The sequence below is a fragment of the Pseudochelatococcus lubricantis genome (assembly GCF_011762225.1).
Classification (GTDB): Bacteria; Pseudomonadota; Alphaproteobacteria; order Rhizobiales; family Beijerinckiaceae; genus Pseudochelatococcus; species Pseudochelatococcus lubricantis.
This window is the reverse complement of the sequence record NZ_JAASQI010000003.1, coordinates 293,467-308,901: the sequence shown is the minus strand read 5'-3', so window position 1 is coordinate 308,901 and position 15,435 is coordinate 293,467. Positions and strand designations below refer to the sequence as shown.

At 67.1% G+C, this 15,435-nt stretch carries 15 protein-coding genes; 10 read left to right on the top strand and 5 right to left on the bottom strand.

Annotated elements, in window-relative coordinates; translation table 11 throughout:
- Window positions 1-17: 17 nt before the first annotated feature.
- From recN to FHS82_RS08285, 8 genes are all read left to right on the top strand, one after another.
- Complete coding sequence (gene recN / locus FHS82_RS08320; RefSeq protein ID WP_166950825.1) at window positions 18-1,700, top strand: DNA repair protein RecN; 1,683 nt, start codon at window positions 18-20, stop codon at window positions 1,698-1,700.
- A gap of 2 nt (window positions 1,701-1,702) precedes the next feature.
- The gene (gene ligA / locus FHS82_RS08315; protein ID WP_166950812.1) at window positions 1,703-3,880 is read left to right on the top strand and encodes an NAD-dependent DNA ligase LigA; all 2,178 of its coding nucleotides are present in this window, start codon (window positions 1,703-1,705) and stop codon (window positions 3,878-3,880) included.
- Window positions 3,881-3,955: 75 nt separating this feature from the next.
- The gene (locus tag FHS82_RS08310) at window positions 3,956-5,086 is read left to right on the top strand and encodes an RHE_PE00001 family protein (protein ID WP_166950808.1); all 1,131 of its coding nucleotides are present in this window, start codon (window positions 3,956-3,958) and stop codon (window positions 5,084-5,086) included.
- 193 nt (window positions 5,087-5,279) lie between these two features.
- Entirely contained in the window at window positions 5,280-5,930 is a 651-nt protein-coding gene (locus FHS82_RS08305; RefSeq protein ID WP_166950805.1) for a CoA transferase subunit A, read from the top strand.
- A gap of 2 nt (window positions 5,931-5,932) precedes the next feature.
- Entirely contained in the window at window positions 5,933-6,622 is a 690-nt protein-coding gene (locus FHS82_RS08300; protein WP_166950803.1) for a 3-oxoacid CoA-transferase subunit B, read from the top strand.
- Between the two features lie 222 nt (window positions 6,623-6,844).
- Window positions 6,845-7,633 (top strand): transporter substrate-binding domain-containing protein, encoded by a 789-nt coding sequence (locus FHS82_RS08295; protein ID WP_166950801.1) that lies wholly within the window; start codon window positions 6,845-6,847, stop codon window positions 7,631-7,633.
- Between the two features lie 208 nt (window positions 7,634-7,841).
- Window positions 7,842-8,564 carry an ABC transporter permease gene (locus tag FHS82_RS08290; RefSeq protein ID WP_166950799.1) on the top strand — a complete coding sequence of 241 codons (723 nt, stop codon included), beginning with the start codon at window positions 7,842-7,844 and terminating at the stop codon, window positions 8,562-8,564.
- Window positions 8,561-9,343, top strand: a complete 783-nt coding sequence (locus FHS82_RS08285; RefSeq protein WP_166950798.1) for an ABC transporter permease — start codon at window positions 8,561-8,563, stop codon at window positions 9,341-9,343. The genes FHS82_RS08290 and FHS82_RS08285 overlap by 4 nt, the downstream gene beginning before the upstream one ends.
- Window positions 9,344-9,447: 104 nt before the next feature.
- On the opposite strand, the gene sseA is transcribed toward FHS82_RS08285, so the two are convergent.
- The 3 genes from sseA to FHS82_RS08270 form a co-directional block, all read right to left on the bottom strand.
- A complete protein-coding gene (gene sseA / locus FHS82_RS08280) occupies window positions 9,448-10,311 on the bottom strand; it encodes a 3-mercaptopyruvate sulfurtransferase (protein WP_166950797.1) in 864 nt (287 codons plus the stop codon).
- Window positions 10,312-10,436: 125 nt separating this feature from the next.
- Complete coding sequence (infC, locus tag FHS82_RS08275) at window positions 10,437-10,967, bottom strand: translation initiation factor IF-3 (protein ID WP_166950796.1); 531 nt, start codon at window positions 10,965-10,967, stop codon at window positions 10,437-10,439.
- A 185-nt stretch (window positions 10,968-11,152) separates the two neighbouring features.
- Window positions 11,153-12,415 carry a glycosyltransferase family 4 protein gene (locus FHS82_RS08270; RefSeq protein WP_166950795.1) on the bottom strand — a complete coding sequence of 421 codons (1,263 nt, stop codon included), beginning with the start codon at window positions 12,413-12,415 and terminating at the stop codon, window positions 11,153-11,155.
- A 131-nt stretch (window positions 12,416-12,546) separates the two neighbouring features.
- Between FHS82_RS08270 and FHS82_RS08265 the strand changes: the two genes are divergently transcribed.
- Complete coding sequence (locus FHS82_RS08265) at window positions 12,547-13,260, top strand: alpha/beta hydrolase (RefSeq protein WP_343042530.1); 714 nt, start codon at window positions 12,547-12,549, stop codon at window positions 13,258-13,260.
- A gap of 63 nt (window positions 13,261-13,323) precedes the next feature.
- On the opposite strand, the gene FHS82_RS08260 is transcribed toward FHS82_RS08265, so the two are convergent.
- Together FHS82_RS08260 and FHS82_RS08255 are read right to left on the bottom strand one after the other, a co-directional pair.
- Complete coding sequence (locus tag FHS82_RS08260; protein ID WP_166950793.1) at window positions 13,324-13,590, bottom strand: BQ00720 family protein; 267 nt, start codon at window positions 13,588-13,590, stop codon at window positions 13,324-13,326.
- Window positions 13,591-13,632: 42 nt separating this feature from the next.
- Window positions 13,633-14,061 (bottom strand): Hsp20 family protein, encoded by a 429-nt coding sequence (locus FHS82_RS08255; RefSeq protein ID WP_166950792.1) that lies wholly within the window; start codon window positions 14,059-14,061, stop codon window positions 13,633-13,635.
- A gap of 369 nt (window positions 14,062-14,430) precedes the next feature.
- On the opposite strand from FHS82_RS08255, the gene FHS82_RS08250 reads away from it, so the two are divergent.
- Window positions 14,431-15,435 carry an ArsR/SmtB family transcription factor gene (locus tag FHS82_RS08250; protein WP_208394150.1) on the top strand — a complete coding sequence of 335 codons (1,005 nt, stop codon included), beginning with the start codon at window positions 14,431-14,433 and terminating at the stop codon, window positions 15,433-15,435.

The window sequence follows — 15,435 nt, the reverse complement described above, 5'->3', positions numbered from 1 at the left end:
TCCGGATAGCGTGAGCGATGCTGGTTCATCTTTCGATTCGCGATATCGTCCTGATCGACCGCCTCGACCTCGCGTTCGAGGAGGGGCTGACCGTGCTCACCGGCGAGACGGGGGCGGGCAAGTCGATCCTGCTCGATGCCTTCGCGCTGGCGCTCGGCGGGCGTGGGGATGGCGCGCTGGTTCGCCACGGGCAGGCGCAGGGGCAGGTCACCGCCTCCTTCGAGGTGGCGCCGGAGCACCCCGCGCGCCGCGCCGCGGACGAGTTCTGCGACCCCGGCGACGGGCAGATCATCCTGCGCCGCGTCCAATATGCCGACGGGCGCACGCGCGCCTTCGTCAACGACCGGCCTGTCAGCGTGCAGACGCTGCGCGGCATCGGCGTGCATCTCGTTGAAATCCACGGCCAGCACGACGACCGGGCCCTGACCGATCCGGCCTCGCACCGCGCCATTCTCGACGCGCTGGGGGGCCTGGAGGCGCAGGCGGACGAGGTGGCCGGCGCCTACGGCGCCTATCAGCGCCTGAAGCGGGCGCTCGCCGACCACGCGGCGCGGGTGGAGGCCGCACGCAACGAGGCGGATTTTCTGCGCCACGCGGCGGAGGAACTCGCGCAGCTCGCGCCGGAACCGGGCGAGGAGGAACAGCTGGCGGCGCGCCGCCAGGTGATGATGCAGTCGGAAAAGGTGGCGCGCGAGCTGCGGGAGGCATACGAGAGTGTCGCCGGCAACACCTCGCCCTTGCCGGTGCTGGCGTCGACCGTCCGGCGGCTGGAGCGGCGGGCGGATCAGGCGCCCGCGCTGATCGAACCCTCGGTGAAGGCGCTAGACGAAGCCATCAACGCACTCGAAATCGCCGGCAACGTGCTCGAACAGGCACTGCGCGACGCCGAGTACGATCCGCGTGAGCTGGAGCAGACGGAAGAGCGCCTGTTCGCCATCCGGGCGGCGGCGCGCAAGTTCAACGTGCTCGCCGACGATCTCGCGGCCCTGCGCGAAAAATTCGAGGCCGACCTTGCGGCGCTCGACGCGGGGGAGGAGCGGCTCGCGAGCCTTGCGGCGGAACTGGCGCAGGCGGAGGCGGCCTATCTCGCGGCGGCAGGCTCCCTGAGCGCGGCGCGGCGGGCGGCGGGCGAAAAGCTCGATGCCGCCGTCAATGGCGAACTGCCGCCGTTGAAGCTGGAGCGGGCGCGCTTCATCACCCGCGTCGACACAGACGAGAACGCGCGCACCGCCGAGGGCTTCGACCGCGTGGAATTCTGGGTGCAGACCAACCCCGGCACGAAACCCGGCGCGATGATGAAAGTGGCCTCCGGCGGCGAGCTGTCGCGCTTCATGCTGGCGCTCAAGGTGGTGCTGGCGGATCGGGGTTCCGCGCCCACGCTCGTGTTCGACGAGATCGACACCGGCGTCGGCGGCGCGGTGGCGGATGCCATCGGCCACCGGCTCGCCCGCCTGTCGCGCGGCGTGCAGGTCATCGCCGTGACGCATGCGCCGCAGGTCGCCGCGCGCGCCCTCACGCATCTGCTGATCGCCAAGCAGGCCGTCGGCGACAGGAGCGCGAACGGCGAGGAGCGCGTCGCGACCCGCGTCGCGCCGCTGGCGCACGACGAGCGGCAGGAGGAGATCGCGCGCATGCTCGCCGGCGCGACCATCACAAGCGAGGCGCGCGCCGCCGCCGTCCGCCTGCTGAAGGGAGCCTGAGCATGGCGTCCGATCTGCGTCCGGTCGACGTGGCCGTCCTGACACCGCGCGAGGCAAAGCGGGAGCATGCGGCGCTGGGCGCGGAAATCGCAGCCCATGACGTGCGCTATTTCAGCGAGGATGCGCCGGTCATTTCGGATGCGGACTACGACGCCCTTCGCCGCCGCTACGATGCGCTCGAAGCGCGCTTTCCGACGCTGCGCGACGCCGAGAGCCTGTCGGTCAAGGTCGGCGCGCGGCCGTCCGAAAAATTCGCCAAGGTGCGCCACAGGGTGCCGATGCTCTCGTTGTCGAACGGCTTTTCGGACGACGATGTGCGCGAGTTCGTCGCCCGCGTGCGCCGTTTTCTCGACTGGCCGGCGGACACGCCGCTCGTCTTCACCGCCGAACCCAAGATAGACGGCCTTTCCTGCAGCCTGCGCTACGAGGGCGGCAGGCTGGTGACCGCCGCGACGCGCGGCGACGGCGAGGAGGGCGAGGACGTGACCGCCAACGCGCTGACGGTGGCGGGCATTCCCCACCAACTGGCGGGCGGCGACGTGCCGGAGGTTATCGAGGTGCGCGGCGAGGTCTATATGCGCCACACCGATTTCGCCGCCCTCAACGCCCGCCAGCTGGAGGCCGGCAAGCCGGTGTTCGCCAATCCGCGCAATGCGGCGGCCGGTTCCCTGCGCCAGCTCGATCCGCAGATCACCGCGGCGCGGCCGCTCGCGTTCTTCGCTTATGCGTGGGGCGAACGCACGGCCCTGCCGGCGGATACGCAATATGGCGTCATCGCCGCTTTCCAGCGCTGGGGCCTGCCGGTCAATCCGCTGATGACGCGCTGCCAGTCGGCCGACGAGCTGCTCGCCCACTACCGCATCATCGAGGCACAGCGCGCCGATCTCGGTTACGACATCGACGGCGTCGTCTACAAGATCGATAGCCTCGCGCTGCAGGAACGCCTCGGCTTCGTCTCACGCAGCCCGCGCTGGGCGCTGGCGCACAAATTCCCGGCCGAGCGAGCGGCCACGACACTGCTCGCCATCGACATCCAGGTGGGACGCACCGGCGTGCTGACGCCCGTCGCCAAGCTCAAACCCGTGACGGTGGGCGGCGTCGTCGTGTCGAACGCGACCCTCCACAACGAAGACGAGATCGCGCGCAAGGACGTGCGCATCGGCGATACCGTCATCGTCCAGCGCGCGGGCGATGTGATCCCGCAGATCATCGGTGTCGTCCCCGAACGCCGCCCGGCGGACGCGCAGCCCTTCGTGTTTCCGGAAGTCTGCCCCGTATGCGGCGCCCACGCGGTACGCGAAACGAATCCGCGCACAGGCCGGCAGGACGTGGCGCGCCGCTGCACCGGCGGCCTCACCTGCGAGGCGCAGGCGGTGGAGCGGCTGAAGCACTTCGTCTCGCGCAACGCCTTCGACATCGACGGGCTGGGTGAGAAGCAGATCGAGCTGTTTTTCGCGAAGGGGCTGGTGCACGGCCCGCAGGATATCTTCACCCTGGAGGAGCGCGATTCACAGAACCCGGTCAGCAAGCTGAAGAACTACGAGGGCTTCGGCGAGGTGAGCGTGCGCAACCTCTTCGCCGCCATCGACTCGCGCCGCACGGTGACACTTAACCGCTTCATCTTCGCGCTCGGCATCCGCCATGTCGGCGAGACGACGGCGAAGCTGCTCGCGCGCCATTACGGCAGCTTCGCCGCGTTCCGGCAGGCCGCCCTCGACGCCGGCAGGGGGATATCGGCCGAGGCGCTGAACAACGAAGCCTGGGCGGAACTGACCTCCATCGACGGCATCGGCGAGGTGGTGGCGGACGCCATCGTGCAGTTCTTCGCCGAACCGCACAACATCGAGACGCTCGACGCGCTGCTGGCACGGGTGACGCCTCAGCCGATGGAGGCGACAGTCAGCGACAGCCCCGTGGCGGGCAAGACGGTGGTGTTCACCGGCTCGCTGGAACGCATGACGCGCGAGGAGGCGAAGGCCATGGCGGAACGTTTTGGCGCGAAGGTCGCGGGTTCCGTCTCGGTGAAGACCGATCTCGTCGTCGCCGGCCCGAAGGCGGGATCGAAGCTGGAGCGCGCACGGGCGCTGGGCATCGAAACCATCGACGAGGACGCATGGCTGGCGCTGGTGCAGGCGGGAGCACAGGGCGCGGTGGAGCAGGAAAGCGATATCGCCTCATGAGCTTGCATCCCGGGAACAGGCGCACCATCCGGCCGGCCTCGTCCACGTGGACGGCGTATCCTGACGGTTTCCACCATGCCGGGCGCCTCCGCTGACCGCTTCGCCGCCTGCGGGCCGGCGGATTTACCGTGGGCGTCTCTCGCCGGCCCGCTGGTCGCCGCCGAGGACGCGCTGGCACGCCTTGACGAGCGCCTGCGCGCAGGCGCCGCCGGCGAGGGATGGATCGCCCGTTCGCATTTCGCGGATGCCTGCGCGTCGCTGTGGATCGAGGGAGAACTCGTGGCGCTGGAAGATCTGGTGCTGCATGACGCCGGCATGGATATACATGCCCCGACGCCGCAGTTGATCCGCGCGCGGGCCATCGTCGGCGCGCGCCGCGTCATCGCGGCGCAGCCTTCGGGCTGGGCCCTGTCGCCGGAAGGTTTCGCGCGCCTGCACGGCGAGGGGGAGCGCCCGCAAACCCGCCTGCCGGGGGCGGAAATCGCGGACGCGCGCGCGCCGGAAGCCACGGACGAAAACGCAGCGCTCGATTCCGCGCTGGCGCTGATCGACGCCGCGCTCGCCCGCTCGGCGCAAGCGCTCGCCCGCTCGGCGCAAGCGCTCGCCGGAGAAGCGCGGGCGGAAGGCGGGACGCGGCGGGAGCCGCTGCCGGCAGCGGACCCGGACGAGGCCGCGCAACTGGCCGCATGGCGGCGTATGGCCGCCGTCATGGACGGCCTGCCGCCGGTCATCGCCGCCGGCCTGCTGTGGGATGCGTGGGAGACGGCGCCACCCGTGCGCCGGGGTGCGTGGCTCGGCCGGCAGATCGTGGCGGATTACTTGCGGCAGCGCGGCAAGACGCTGGCGCACCTGCCGTGCCTCAACACTGGCTTGCGCCTATCCCCGTGGGAGCGGCGGCGCTCGCCCGACCGCGCGACGCGGCTCGCCGCGTGGTGCGAGGCCGTGCGCGCCTGCGCGGCGGCGGGCCTGCGCGAGCACGACCGCCTGACACTGGCGATCAGCCTGCTGGAGCGCAAGTGCGCCAACCGGCGCACGACATCGCGGCTGCCGGCGCTGATCGCGCTGGCAACGCGCCGGCCGCTGGTGACGGCGGGCACGGTGGCGCAGGCGCTCGCCGTTTCCCCGCGCGCGGCACAGGGTCTGATCGCCGAACTCGGACTGCGCGAGACGACCGGCCGCGGAAGGTATCGCGCATGGGCGTTGTGACAGTTTCCGTGCGATGCAACAATTGTAGTACGGGGGCCGCTTGACGACACATGCCCGTCATGGTTGTCATGCAAAACGTCGACCGTGCAAATAGTTGCCATTGTTACAAGCATTCTATCGTTGACGTGGCTCATGGCGCGACGGGTCGGAAGATGGCTTCGCTTGTTTCCGTTTCAACGGCTGGAGAGTAGACATGAAAGAGGCAATCACGCCGCAGGCGGCTGCGGAGTTGATCCCGGACGGCGCCGTTCTGGCGATCGGCGGTTTCATGGGCGTCGGCACGCCGCACCGTATCGTCGATGCGCTTGTGGAGGCCGGCCGCAAGAATTTCACCGTGATCGGCAATGACGCCGGGCGTCCCGATTTCGGTATCGGCCGCCTCGTGCACGCGCACGCGGTGTCGAAGCTCATCGTGTCGCATATCGGCCTCAACCCCGAAGCGCAGAAGCAGATGATCGACGGCGAGATGGTCATCGATCTGGCGCCGCAGGGCACGCTGGCGGAGCAGCTTCGGGCGGCCGGCTACGGACTCGGCGGCGTGCTGACGAAGACGGCTCTCGGCACCATCGAGGCCGAGGGCAAGCGCGTCATCGAGATCGACGGCGAGGAGTGGCTCTACGAGCCGCCACTGAGAGCCGACTTCGCGCTCATCCACTCCGACCAGGCTGACTACGTGGGCAACCTCACGTATCAGCTGACGGCGACGAACTTCAACCCGATCATGGCGATGGCGGCCGACACCGTCATCTGCGAACCGCGCGAGATCGTCCCGGTCGGCGTGATTCCGCCGGACGCCGTGCGCACGCCCGGCGTGCTCGTCAACTATCTGATCAAGAGGGCCTGAGCATGGACGCCTTGGAAATCATCCAGCGCCGCGTGGCGCGTGAACTCAAACCCGGCTCGCTCGTCAACCTCGGCATCGGCCTGCCCACCGGCGTGTCGCGCTATGTGCCGGCGGAACTCTCCGTCTTCTTCCAGTCGGAAAACGGCATCATCGGCATGGGCGCCCGCCCGCCGGAGGGCATGGAGGACGAAGACCTGACCGACGCTGGCGGCGGCTACGTTTCCGCCCTGCCGGGCGCGGCTACCATCGACAGCGCGGTCTCCTTCGGCCTGATCCGTGGCGGCCACGTCGAAGCCACCGTGCTCGGCGGGCTTGAGGTGGACGAGAACGGCCAGCTCGCCAACTGGGTGGTGCCGGGCAAGATGGTGCCGGGCATGGGCGGCGCGATGGACCTCGTGACCGGCGCGCGGCGCGTCATCGTCGCCATGCAGCACACGGCGCGCGGCCGGCCGAAGATCGTGCCCAAATGCACCCTGCCGCTGACCTCGCTGCGCCGCGTGACGCTGATCGTCACGGAACTCGCGGTGATCGAGCCCACCGACGACGGCCTCGTCCTGCGCGAGCGCGCGCCGGGCATCGTGGTCGACACCATCGTCGAGAACACGACGGCGAAGATCCACGTGCCGGAATACGTGCCCGAAATGGTGCTTTCCGTGCGCACGCTCGAAGAGGCGAGCGCCGCCGCGGCCTGATCGGCTGTCTTTCGCCTGACTTTCCGGGGGCGCGGCGCCGGCCGCAGCCCCCGTTTGCATCCGGCGGCCCATTGTCGCGCACCGGATGCCCTTCAAACGGACGGCTTGTAAGCCGCGTCGTCTTTCCGGTACCCTAGAAGCCAGATGTCATGCGATTCCCGTTCCGGCGGGCGGGAACGGGGATGCAGTGCCTGTGTCCGCAAAATCATAAGGGGAACCGTAATGCGCCGTCTTACCGTTGCAGCCTCTGTCGCGCTTGCGGCAGCGCTCGCCGCCTTGCCGCTCGCCACGCCGGCGTCGGCCAAGGAATGGAAAACCATTCGCATCGCTACCGAAGGCGCTTATCCGCCTTTCAACTACACGGATTCGTCCGGCAAGGTCGCCGGCTTCGAGATCGATCTCGCGCAGGCCATCTGCGAGAAGGCGAACGTAACCTGCACCTTCCAGGCGCAGGATTGGGACGGCATCCTGCCGGCGCTGCTCGCGGGCCGCTATGACGCGGTGTTCGCTTCCATGTCGATCACCGAGGAGCGCAAGAAGCAGGTGGCCTTCACGAAGCCCTACCTCGTGCTGCGCCCCAGCGTCGCGGTCGCGAAGGATTCGCCCCTCAAGGACGCCTCGCCCGAAAGCCTGAAGGGCAAGGTGCTGGGCGTGCAGTCGTCGACCATCCACACGAATTACGCGGAAGGCGTCTACAAGGACGCCGACATCCGTCTCTATCCCAAGCAGGACGAGGCCAACACCGATCTCGCCGGCGGGCGCATCGATGCCACGATGGCAGACAAGCCAACGATCATGGACTTCCTGCGCAGCAAGGAAGGGCAGGCGTGCTGCAAGCTGCTGGCAGACCTCGACAATGTTCTCGAGTACCATGGCGAGGGCATCGGCGCGGCGCTGCGCAAGGAAGACAGCGATCTGAAGGCGTTGCTCGACAAGGCGATCGACGAGGTGCACGCCGATGGCACCTTCGCGCGGATCGCGGCGAAGTACTTCGACTACAAGCTCGACTGATCGTGACACCGCCGGGGAGGGCCTTGCGCCCCCGCGGCTGTATTTCCTGCGGGAATCCCTGAGGAATTCGGGCTTCCCGGCTGGACACGGGCGCCGTTTTGCGGTTTGACAGCGGCTATCATTTTCAAGCCGCACGGATTTCCCAGGCGGTCGAGACGGTTGACGATCCAATGACGCACACGCGGGGGCGGACGCAGGGGGCGTGCTTATGCCGGCGTCCGAGTTGCTGAGCCTGCTATCGTTCGGCGAGGGGGGATGGGGCGACGAGCTTCTGAAGGGGGCGCTGCTTACGCTGGCGCTCGCACTCGTCACTTTTCCGTTCGGCATCATGTTCGGCTTTCTGCTGGCGCTGGCGCAGCGCTCCGGCGGCAGAATCACGCGCGGCGCTTCCGTTGCGTTCGCGTGGGTGTTCAAGGGCCTGCCGGAGCTGCTGACGCTGTTCCTCGTGTTCTACGGCGCGCAGATCGCGCTCCGGCAACTGTTCGCGGCCGTGGCGCCGGGCGTCGTCGTGGAAATACCGGCCTTCGCCGCGGGCGTCGTCGCGCTGGGCGTGGTCAACGCATCCTACGCGAGCGAGGTGTGGCTCGGCGCCTTCACAGCGATTCCGCAAGGCCAGTATGCCGCCGCCGCCGCGCTCGGTCTGTCGCGCAGACTGACGCTGCGCCTCGTCATCTTCCCGCAACTGCTGCGCCACGCCTTGCCTGGCATCGGCAACCTGTGGATGGTGCTGCTGAAGGATACCTCGCTCGTATCCGTGATCTCGCTGACCGAGCTGATGCGCATGACGCAGGTCGCGGCGGGCACGACGAAGCAGTATTTTCTGTTCTACATCACCGCCTTCGTTGTCTACCTGTTGATCTCCGCCGTTTCCGGCGAGCTTTTCGCGCACCTCGAACGGCGCAGTGCGCGCGGACGGGAGCGGGACGCATGACGGATCTCATCCCGACCCTCACCGGCTGGCTGCACGCGGTGCTGACGCAGGCGCTCGGCGTGCTGTTCACGCCGTTCGGCAGTCCGGAACTCTGGGAACGCTACGGCGGGCGCATCGTGTCCGGCCTCGGCATCACGGTGCAGATCGTCGTCATCACCTGCAGCCTCGGCGCGGTGCTGGGGCTTGCATCGTCCCTCGCGCTGCTGTCCCGCAGGCGCTGGCTGCGCGCGCCGTTCCGCGCATTCAGCTATTCGCTGCGCGGCACGCCGCTGCTGGTGCAGCTCTTCCTCGTCTATTATGGCGGCCTGCAATTTCGCGGAACGCTTGAAACACTCGGCGTCTGGTGGATTTTTCGCGAGGCGTGGTATTGCGTGCTGCTCACCTACACGCTGAATACAGCAGCCTATCAGGCGGAGATTTTCCGTGGCGCGATCAAATCCGTGCCCACCGGGCAATGGGAAGCCGCGCGGGCGCTCGGCATTGGCTACTGGCCAGCGTTCCGGCTCGTGGTTCTGCCGCAGGCCATGATCGTGGCACTGCGGCCGCTCGGCAACGAGGTGGTGCTGATGGTCAAGGCCAGCGCGCTCGCCGCCCTCGTCACCATCTTCGACCTGATGGGCGAGGCGCGCTATGCCTATTCGCGCACCTACGACTTCAACGTTTATATCTACGCCGCCGTACTCTATCTGGTGCTGGTGGAAATCACCCGCCGCGTCTGGCTGCGCTTCGAGCGCCGGCTGACACGCCACATGCTGGAAATCGCGCAACCACCCGGATAATGTGATTTTTAATCAATAGCTTACACAAAATTTTGTTGAAAGTAGTTGAGCAGACGAGGCATGGATAATGGCCGATCAGTCGGGTCGGCCAATATCCCTTGGCATCACGATGCCGGGCCGGTGGCGACCGGCAGGTCCTCGCGCGAGCCCCAATCCGCCCACGATCCATCGTAAAGCGCTGTCACTGGCTTGCCCAACCTGTGGAGGCCGAGCGCCAGCACCGCTGCCGTGACGCCGGAGCCGCAGGTGACGACGACCGGCCTGTCGGTATCCACCCCAGCCTGTGCGAAGGCCCGGGCAATTTCTTCCGGGCGCCTGAGCTGCCCGTTGTTGACGATCTCGCTGAAGGGCAGGTTCCGGCTACCCGGAATGTGGCCGTTGTGCAGGCCCGGGCGGGGCTCCGGCACATCTCCCCGGAAGCGGGGTGCGCCGCGTGCGTCAACGACCTGGGCGGATGCCCGATCGAGATAGGTGCGCACGCCCTCGGCATCGATCACCGCCTCAAGCGCCGGCTTCACCGCGAAGGCCGCCGGCTGGCGCGTCACGCTGCCTGCCTCGACCGGCAGCCCCTCCGCCTGCCAGCGTGGAAAGCCACCGTCGAGCACAAAGACGTTTTCCACGCCGAAATGACGGAAGGTCCACCACACGCGCGCAGCCGAAAACAGGCCCGCGCCGTCGTAGACGACGATGATATCCTTGTCGGAAATGCCAAGTTCGCCGATGCGCGCGGCGAAATCCGGCGCTGATGGCAGCATATGGGGCAGGGGCGAGGCGCGATCGCTGAGGGCGTCGATGTCGAAACGAACGGCGCCGGGAATGTGCGCCCTGAGATAGTCCGCCTGCGGGTCGCGATTCTCCGCGGGCAGATACCACGATCCGTCGACCGTTACGACGGCGGGATCGGCGGCACTGCCGGCGAGGCCGAGCTTTTCGGCGAGCCATTGCGGAGAAACGAGCGGCGACGACATATGTTGCTCCCGGGAATGCGCGGAGGGCGAACCCGTTGTCCGCCGCCCCCGGGAGTCATTGTGCGCAAGCGCGCGCCGTCACGCAAGCGCCAATAATTGTTATTCGATATACCTGATATAAAGCTCTACCGTGGCGCCAGTACCATGGTCATCTGGCGGCCTTCGAGCTGCGGCTCGCTCTCCACCTTGGCGGTTTCGAGCACATCGTTCTTGACGCGCAGCATCAGCTTGTAGCCGAGATCCTGATGCGCCATCTCGCGACCACGAAAGCGCAAGGTTACCTTGACCTTGTCGCCTTCCTCGAAGAAGCGCTGCATCGCCCGCATCTTGACGTTATAGTCGTTGTCATCGATGCCGGGGCGGAGCTTGATCTCCTTCACCTCGACGGTCTTCTGCTTCTTGCGGGCCTCGGCGGCCTTCTTCTGCTCCAGAAACTTGAACTTGCCGTAATCGAGCAGCTTACAGACGGGGGGGGTCGAGTTGGGGGCTATCTCGACGAGGTCCAGTCCCGCTTCCTCGGCCATGCGCAGGGCGTCGAAGAACGATACGACCCCGCGATTCTGGCCCTCTTCATCGATAAGTTGAACTTCACGAACGCCACGGATGTCTCTGTTGGCGCGCGGCCCTTCCTTCTGCGGAACCGCAAGCGATCTCATGGGGCGGCGAATGGCTGATCTCTCCTGATTGACGCCGGACAGCGATGGGCACCTCCCGGATCAAACCGAAAAAATCAACTGCCCTCCTGCCACGACGCACTGCCTCGATGACCGGAACATTTGCATAAAGTACCACAATGTCAATAGCATCCGGCCACATCACGACACGAAAATGACGACCTGTGTCAACCCTGCGGCGTGCGCTGCCTGCCGGCCAGCAGGGCGGCATAGACGCCAAGCGTCTCATTAACCATGTATTCCAGCGAGAAATGCGACTCGACGTGCCGGCGCGCACGCGCGGTCAGCGACTGACGGGCGGAGGCGCCGAGCAGCAGCACCTCCGCAACGGCGGCGGCCAGGGCTGGCGCGTCGCCGGCGGGCACGCGCCAGCCGGTCCGTTGCTGGGGCGCGACGTCCGGCGGGCTCAGCACGGTTTCCGGCACCGCACCGAGATCGGAGACGATGACCGGCGTTCCCATGGCCTGCGCTTCCACCGCCACCCGCCCGAAGGCTTCCGGCTCGGTCGACGGCACGACGACGACGGACGCGGCCTGAAAGGCGGCTGGCATGTCCGCGCAATGGCCGACGCGGCGCACGACGTCCGTCAGGCCGAGGCGCGCGACGTCCTTGTCGAGCTGGCGTACGTAACCATCGCGCCCCTGCGGGTCGCCGGCGAGGATGAAGACCACGTCCGCAAGCGCGTCGCGATGGGCTTGCCCGTCGTGCAGGAGGTGCGCCGCCTCGATCAGTACGCGCTGCCCTTTCCATGCGGTGAGGCGTGCGGCGAGCAGCACGATCCGCTGGTGCGGCGCGGTCTGCCATTGCTTGCGCAGCGCCTCGACTCGCTCCGGCGCCACCCTGTCGGGCTGGTATTGCGTGAGATCCGTGCCACGGTGAATGACCTTCACACGCCCGGCTGCAACCGGATGCGCGGCCTCGATGAGACCCGCGGTGTAGCGCGAATTGGCGATGACCACGTCGCCGCGCGCCATGACGGAATTGTACAGCACCTTGACGGACGATTTGCCCGAATAGCTGCCGTGATAGGTCGTGACGAACGGCAGGCCGAGCACCCTTGCCGCCATCAGCGCCACCCAGGCCGGCGCGCGGGAGCGGGCGTGGAGCAGCTCGACGCCCTCCTGTCGGCAAAGGCGGGCCAGTTTGCGCGCGTTGAAGGCCATCGCGACAGGGTTCTTGCTACGGGCCGGGAAGGGCACCCAGACGCCGCCATTGGCCTGCAGCTCGCCCACCAGCCGGCCGCCTTCCGTCGCGACCAGCGCGCGCGCACCGGCTTCCGCAAGGCCGGCGGCGATATCGACCGTGGTGCGCTCCGCCCCGCCGGCCTCCAGATCGGGAATGATCTGCAAGACCGTGCGGCCGTACAGCGGGTGCGTCGTCGTCGCGGACAGGCCACGGGATACATTCGGTCGGAGAGCGCCCGGTCGCATCGACAGGTTCACCAATGGTAAGAGTAGGTGGAAAGATTCGTACAATACCCATGCTGACAGCGGAGTTATGTAAAGTGAACCAGCCGAACGCGCAATTTTTCATTAACGAAACCGCTACCGGCGGTCGTCGTGTGGCTTATCTGCCGCGCGAGGGGCGGTCGCCGACCGTCGTCTGGCTCGGCGGCTTCCGCTCGGACATGCGCGCCACCAAGGCCGCCGCGCTCGACGACTGGGCGCAGCGAAGCGGGCAGGCCTTCCTGCGTTTCGACTATTCGGGACACGGCGAATCCGACGGGCGATTCGAGGAGGGCACCATTTCGGACTGGCTGTCGGATGCAGTGAGCATCATCCGCGCCAGGGCCGGCACGCGGCCGGTGTTCGTCGGTTCCTCCATGGGCGGCTGGCTCTCGCTGCTTGCCGCACGCACGCTTGCGGGAACGGACAGCGCGCCTTCCGCGCTGGTGCTGATCGCGCCCGCCGTCGATTTCACCGACAAGCTGATGTGGGCCGCCATGAGCGAAAGCGACCGGCGCACCGTTACGGAAAGCGGCCGTCTGCTGGTGCCTTCGGCCTATGGCGAGCCTTATCCGATCACCCGGGCGCTGATTGAGGACGGCGCGCGCCACAACCTGTTCGGCGCGCCCATCGCCCCCGGCTGCCCGGTGCATATCCTGCAGGGCATGCAGGACCCGGATGTGCCGTGGCGCCACGCGCTGGAACTCGTGGAGCACCTGCCGGGCGAGGCGACGACCGTGACCTTCATCAAGGACGGCGATCACCGGCTCTCGCGCCCGCAGGATATCGATCTGCTGGTGGCGACCGTCGCTGGAGCCGTTTCCGCCTGAAAAACAATGCCGCCGCAGGAGAACCCGCGGCGGCATATGAATATCACCCGGTAAGATACTGAATTAGTGGACGTTCACTGCCTCAAGATCGTGCGCCCAGGCGTTGGCGATGGCCGCATCGCGCGAGTCGGTGACGACTATGGGCGTGCCGTCCGCCGCGAGCAGGGCGAAGAGCTTGAGGCCCGGCTTGATGGCGGGCGCATCGGGGAACAGCTTCTTCACGTCCTCGGAACGGATGGACCGCAGGTAGGCGATCTTGCCGCCGCCAGCGAGGCCGAAAGCCCGCACGTCGGTCGCGTCGCCGTCGAATTCAAAGGAACCATTGATCATATCGCACTCTCCTTCAGAAGCAGTCGCGAGTCTTGGCCGCGATCAATCGCGCGCCAGAATATCAATCCGCCGGACGATGCGCTGGGCCTCGGGCCTGACCAGATCGATCGACAGGAGCCCGTTAGCGAGGTCGGCCCCCAACACCTCCATGCCGTCCGCCAGAAGGAACGACCGCTGAAATTGCCGCGCCGCGATGCCACGGTGCAGGAACTGGCGGCCCTTATCCTCAGTCTGACGGCCTCTGATTACAAGCTGGTTTTCCTCCAGCGTAATTTCAAGCTGCTCGCGCGTGAATCCTGCGACGGCCAGCGTGATGCGCAGGCGGTCCGGCGTGTTACCTTCGCCGGCGATGCGCTCGATATTGTAGGGAGGATAACCGTCGCTCGCGGCCTTGGCGACCCTGTCGAGCGCGCGCTCGATCTCGTCGAAGCCAAGGAGGAACGGCGAGGACAACGATGGCATGCGTGACATATCCGAAGCCCTTTTTGGCACTTCGTTTCGGAACACTCCCGCACAGGCCCGCCGATGCAGCACCTATCCGGAAACAGCTTGAAACGACATATGACCCCTCGCCAGGCGCCGGTCAAGAGGCGGCCCGCCCGCCCGCAGGGGCGGGAGACGCCGGAAAATGGCGCTTGCCTCCATGCGAGAATATATATAAATATATCTTTATATGATTTTTGCAGTTCTTCAAAATAAGGCATGGAGCGTCCCGGACGAGGGGGACGCGAGGAATATCGCGGGCTTGAGCGGGGTGCGAACATGACTTCCGGCACGACGTCATCAGCGGCAGCGTCCGCTCCTTTGCGATCTCGCGGGCCGCTCCGGGAGAAGGCGTCCATGGCCGTTCCGCTGTCCGCGATGCTGGCGGCGCTGAAGGCTGCAGGCGAGGAAACGCGCCTGCGCATTCTCGCCCTGCTGGCCGAGGGCGAGCTGAACGTCTCCGATCTGACGGACATTCTGGCGCAATCCCAGCCGCGCATATCGCGCCATCTCAAGCTGCTGACGGAAGCCGGGCTGATCGAGCGCCAACGCGAGGGTGCGTGGGCCTTCTTCCGGCTGGCGGACCAGAACGCCGGCGCCATGGTGGTGCGCGATCTCGTCGCGCGCCTGCATCGCGGGGACTCCCGGCTGCAGGCCGACAGGCAGCGGCTCGATGCCGTGCGCGAGGCGCGGGCACAGGCGGCGCAGGTGCATTTCTCGCGTCTCGCGGGGCATTGGGACGAGATGCGCGCCCTCCACGTTCCGGAGGATGCCGTCGAAGCCGCCATCCGCGAGATGATCGGCGAGCAACCATTCCGCGCCGTGCTCGATCTCGGCACCGGCACCGGCCGCATGCTGCAGCTTCTGGGCGAGCGGGCGGCGAGGGCCGTCGGCCTCGACGCAAGCCATGCCATGCTGACCGTCGCGCGCGCCAATCTGGAGCAGGCGGGCCTGTCCCATGTCCAGCTCCGGCAGGGCGATATCCACGCGCTGCCTGTCGAGCGCCATTCCTTCGATCTCGTGCTCATTCATCAGGTGTTGCACTTCCTCGACGATCCGGCGCGCGCCATCCGCGAGGCGGCCGGGGCTTTGTCGCCGGGAGGGCGGTTGCTGATCGTGGATTTCGCCGCCCACGAGCTTGAGTTCCTGCGGGAGAAGCACGCCCACCGCAGGCTCGGCTTTTCCCATGAGCAGATGTCCGGCTGGCTGGAGGAGGCGGAACTCGACCTCATCGGCTATCGCGACCTGACGCCTGCCGAGCCCGGCCGGGGCGATCTGCTGACCGTCTCGCTGTATCTCGCTCGCGACCGGCGCGTCGTTACCGATGTTCCAGAATATTCTTCCATATCCGCAGTTGCTTGA

Bases quoted from the DNA above. Each gene is read 5' to 3' on its own strand.
- recN (WP_166950825.1), top strand. From the start codon at position 18: ATGCTGGTTCATCTTTCGATTCGCGATATCGTCCTGATCGACCGCCTC.
- ligA (WP_166950812.1), top strand. From the start codon at position 1,703: ATGGCGTCCGATCTGCGTCCGGTCGACGTGGCCGTCCTGACACCGCGC.
- FHS82_RS08310 (WP_166950808.1), top strand. From the start codon at position 3,956: ATGCCGGGCGCCTCCGCTGACCGCTTCGCCGCCTGCGGGCCGGCGGAT.
- FHS82_RS08305 (WP_166950805.1), top strand. From the start codon at position 5,280: ATGAAAGAGGCAATCACGCCGCAGGCGGCTGCGGAGTTGATCCCGGAC.
- FHS82_RS08300 (WP_166950803.1), top strand. From the start codon at position 5,933: ATGGACGCCTTGGAAATCATCCAGCGCCGCGTGGCGCGTGAACTCAAA.
- FHS82_RS08295 (WP_166950801.1), top strand. From the start codon at position 6,845: ATGCGCCGTCTTACCGTTGCAGCCTCTGTCGCGCTTGCGGCAGCGCTC.
- FHS82_RS08290 (WP_166950799.1), top strand. From the start codon at position 7,842: ATGCCGGCGTCCGAGTTGCTGAGCCTGCTATCGTTCGGCGAGGGGGGA.
- FHS82_RS08285 (WP_166950798.1), top strand. From the start codon at position 8,561: ATGACGGATCTCATCCCGACCCTCACCGGCTGGCTGCACGCGGTGCTG.
- sseA (WP_166950797.1), bottom strand. From the start codon at position 10,311: ATGTCGTCGCCGCTCGTTTCTCCGCAATGGCTCGCCGAAAAGCTCGGC.
- infC (WP_166950796.1), bottom strand. From the start codon at position 10,967: ATGAGATCGCTTGCGGTTCCGCAGAAGGAAGGGCCGCGCGCCAACAGA.
- FHS82_RS08270 (WP_166950795.1), bottom strand. From the start codon at position 12,415: ATGCGACCGGGCGCTCTCCGACCGAATGTATCCCGTGGCCTGTCCGCG.
- FHS82_RS08260 (WP_166950793.1), bottom strand. From the start codon at position 13,590: ATGATCAATGGTTCCTTTGAATTCGACGGCGACGCGACCGACGTGCGG.
- FHS82_RS08255 (WP_166950792.1), bottom strand. From the start codon at position 14,061: ATGTCACGCATGCCATCGTTGTCCTCGCCGTTCCTCCTTGGCTTCGAC.
- FHS82_RS08250 (WP_208394150.1), top strand. From the start codon at position 14,431: ATGGCCGTTCCGCTGTCCGCGATGCTGGCGGCGCTGAAGGCTGCAGGC.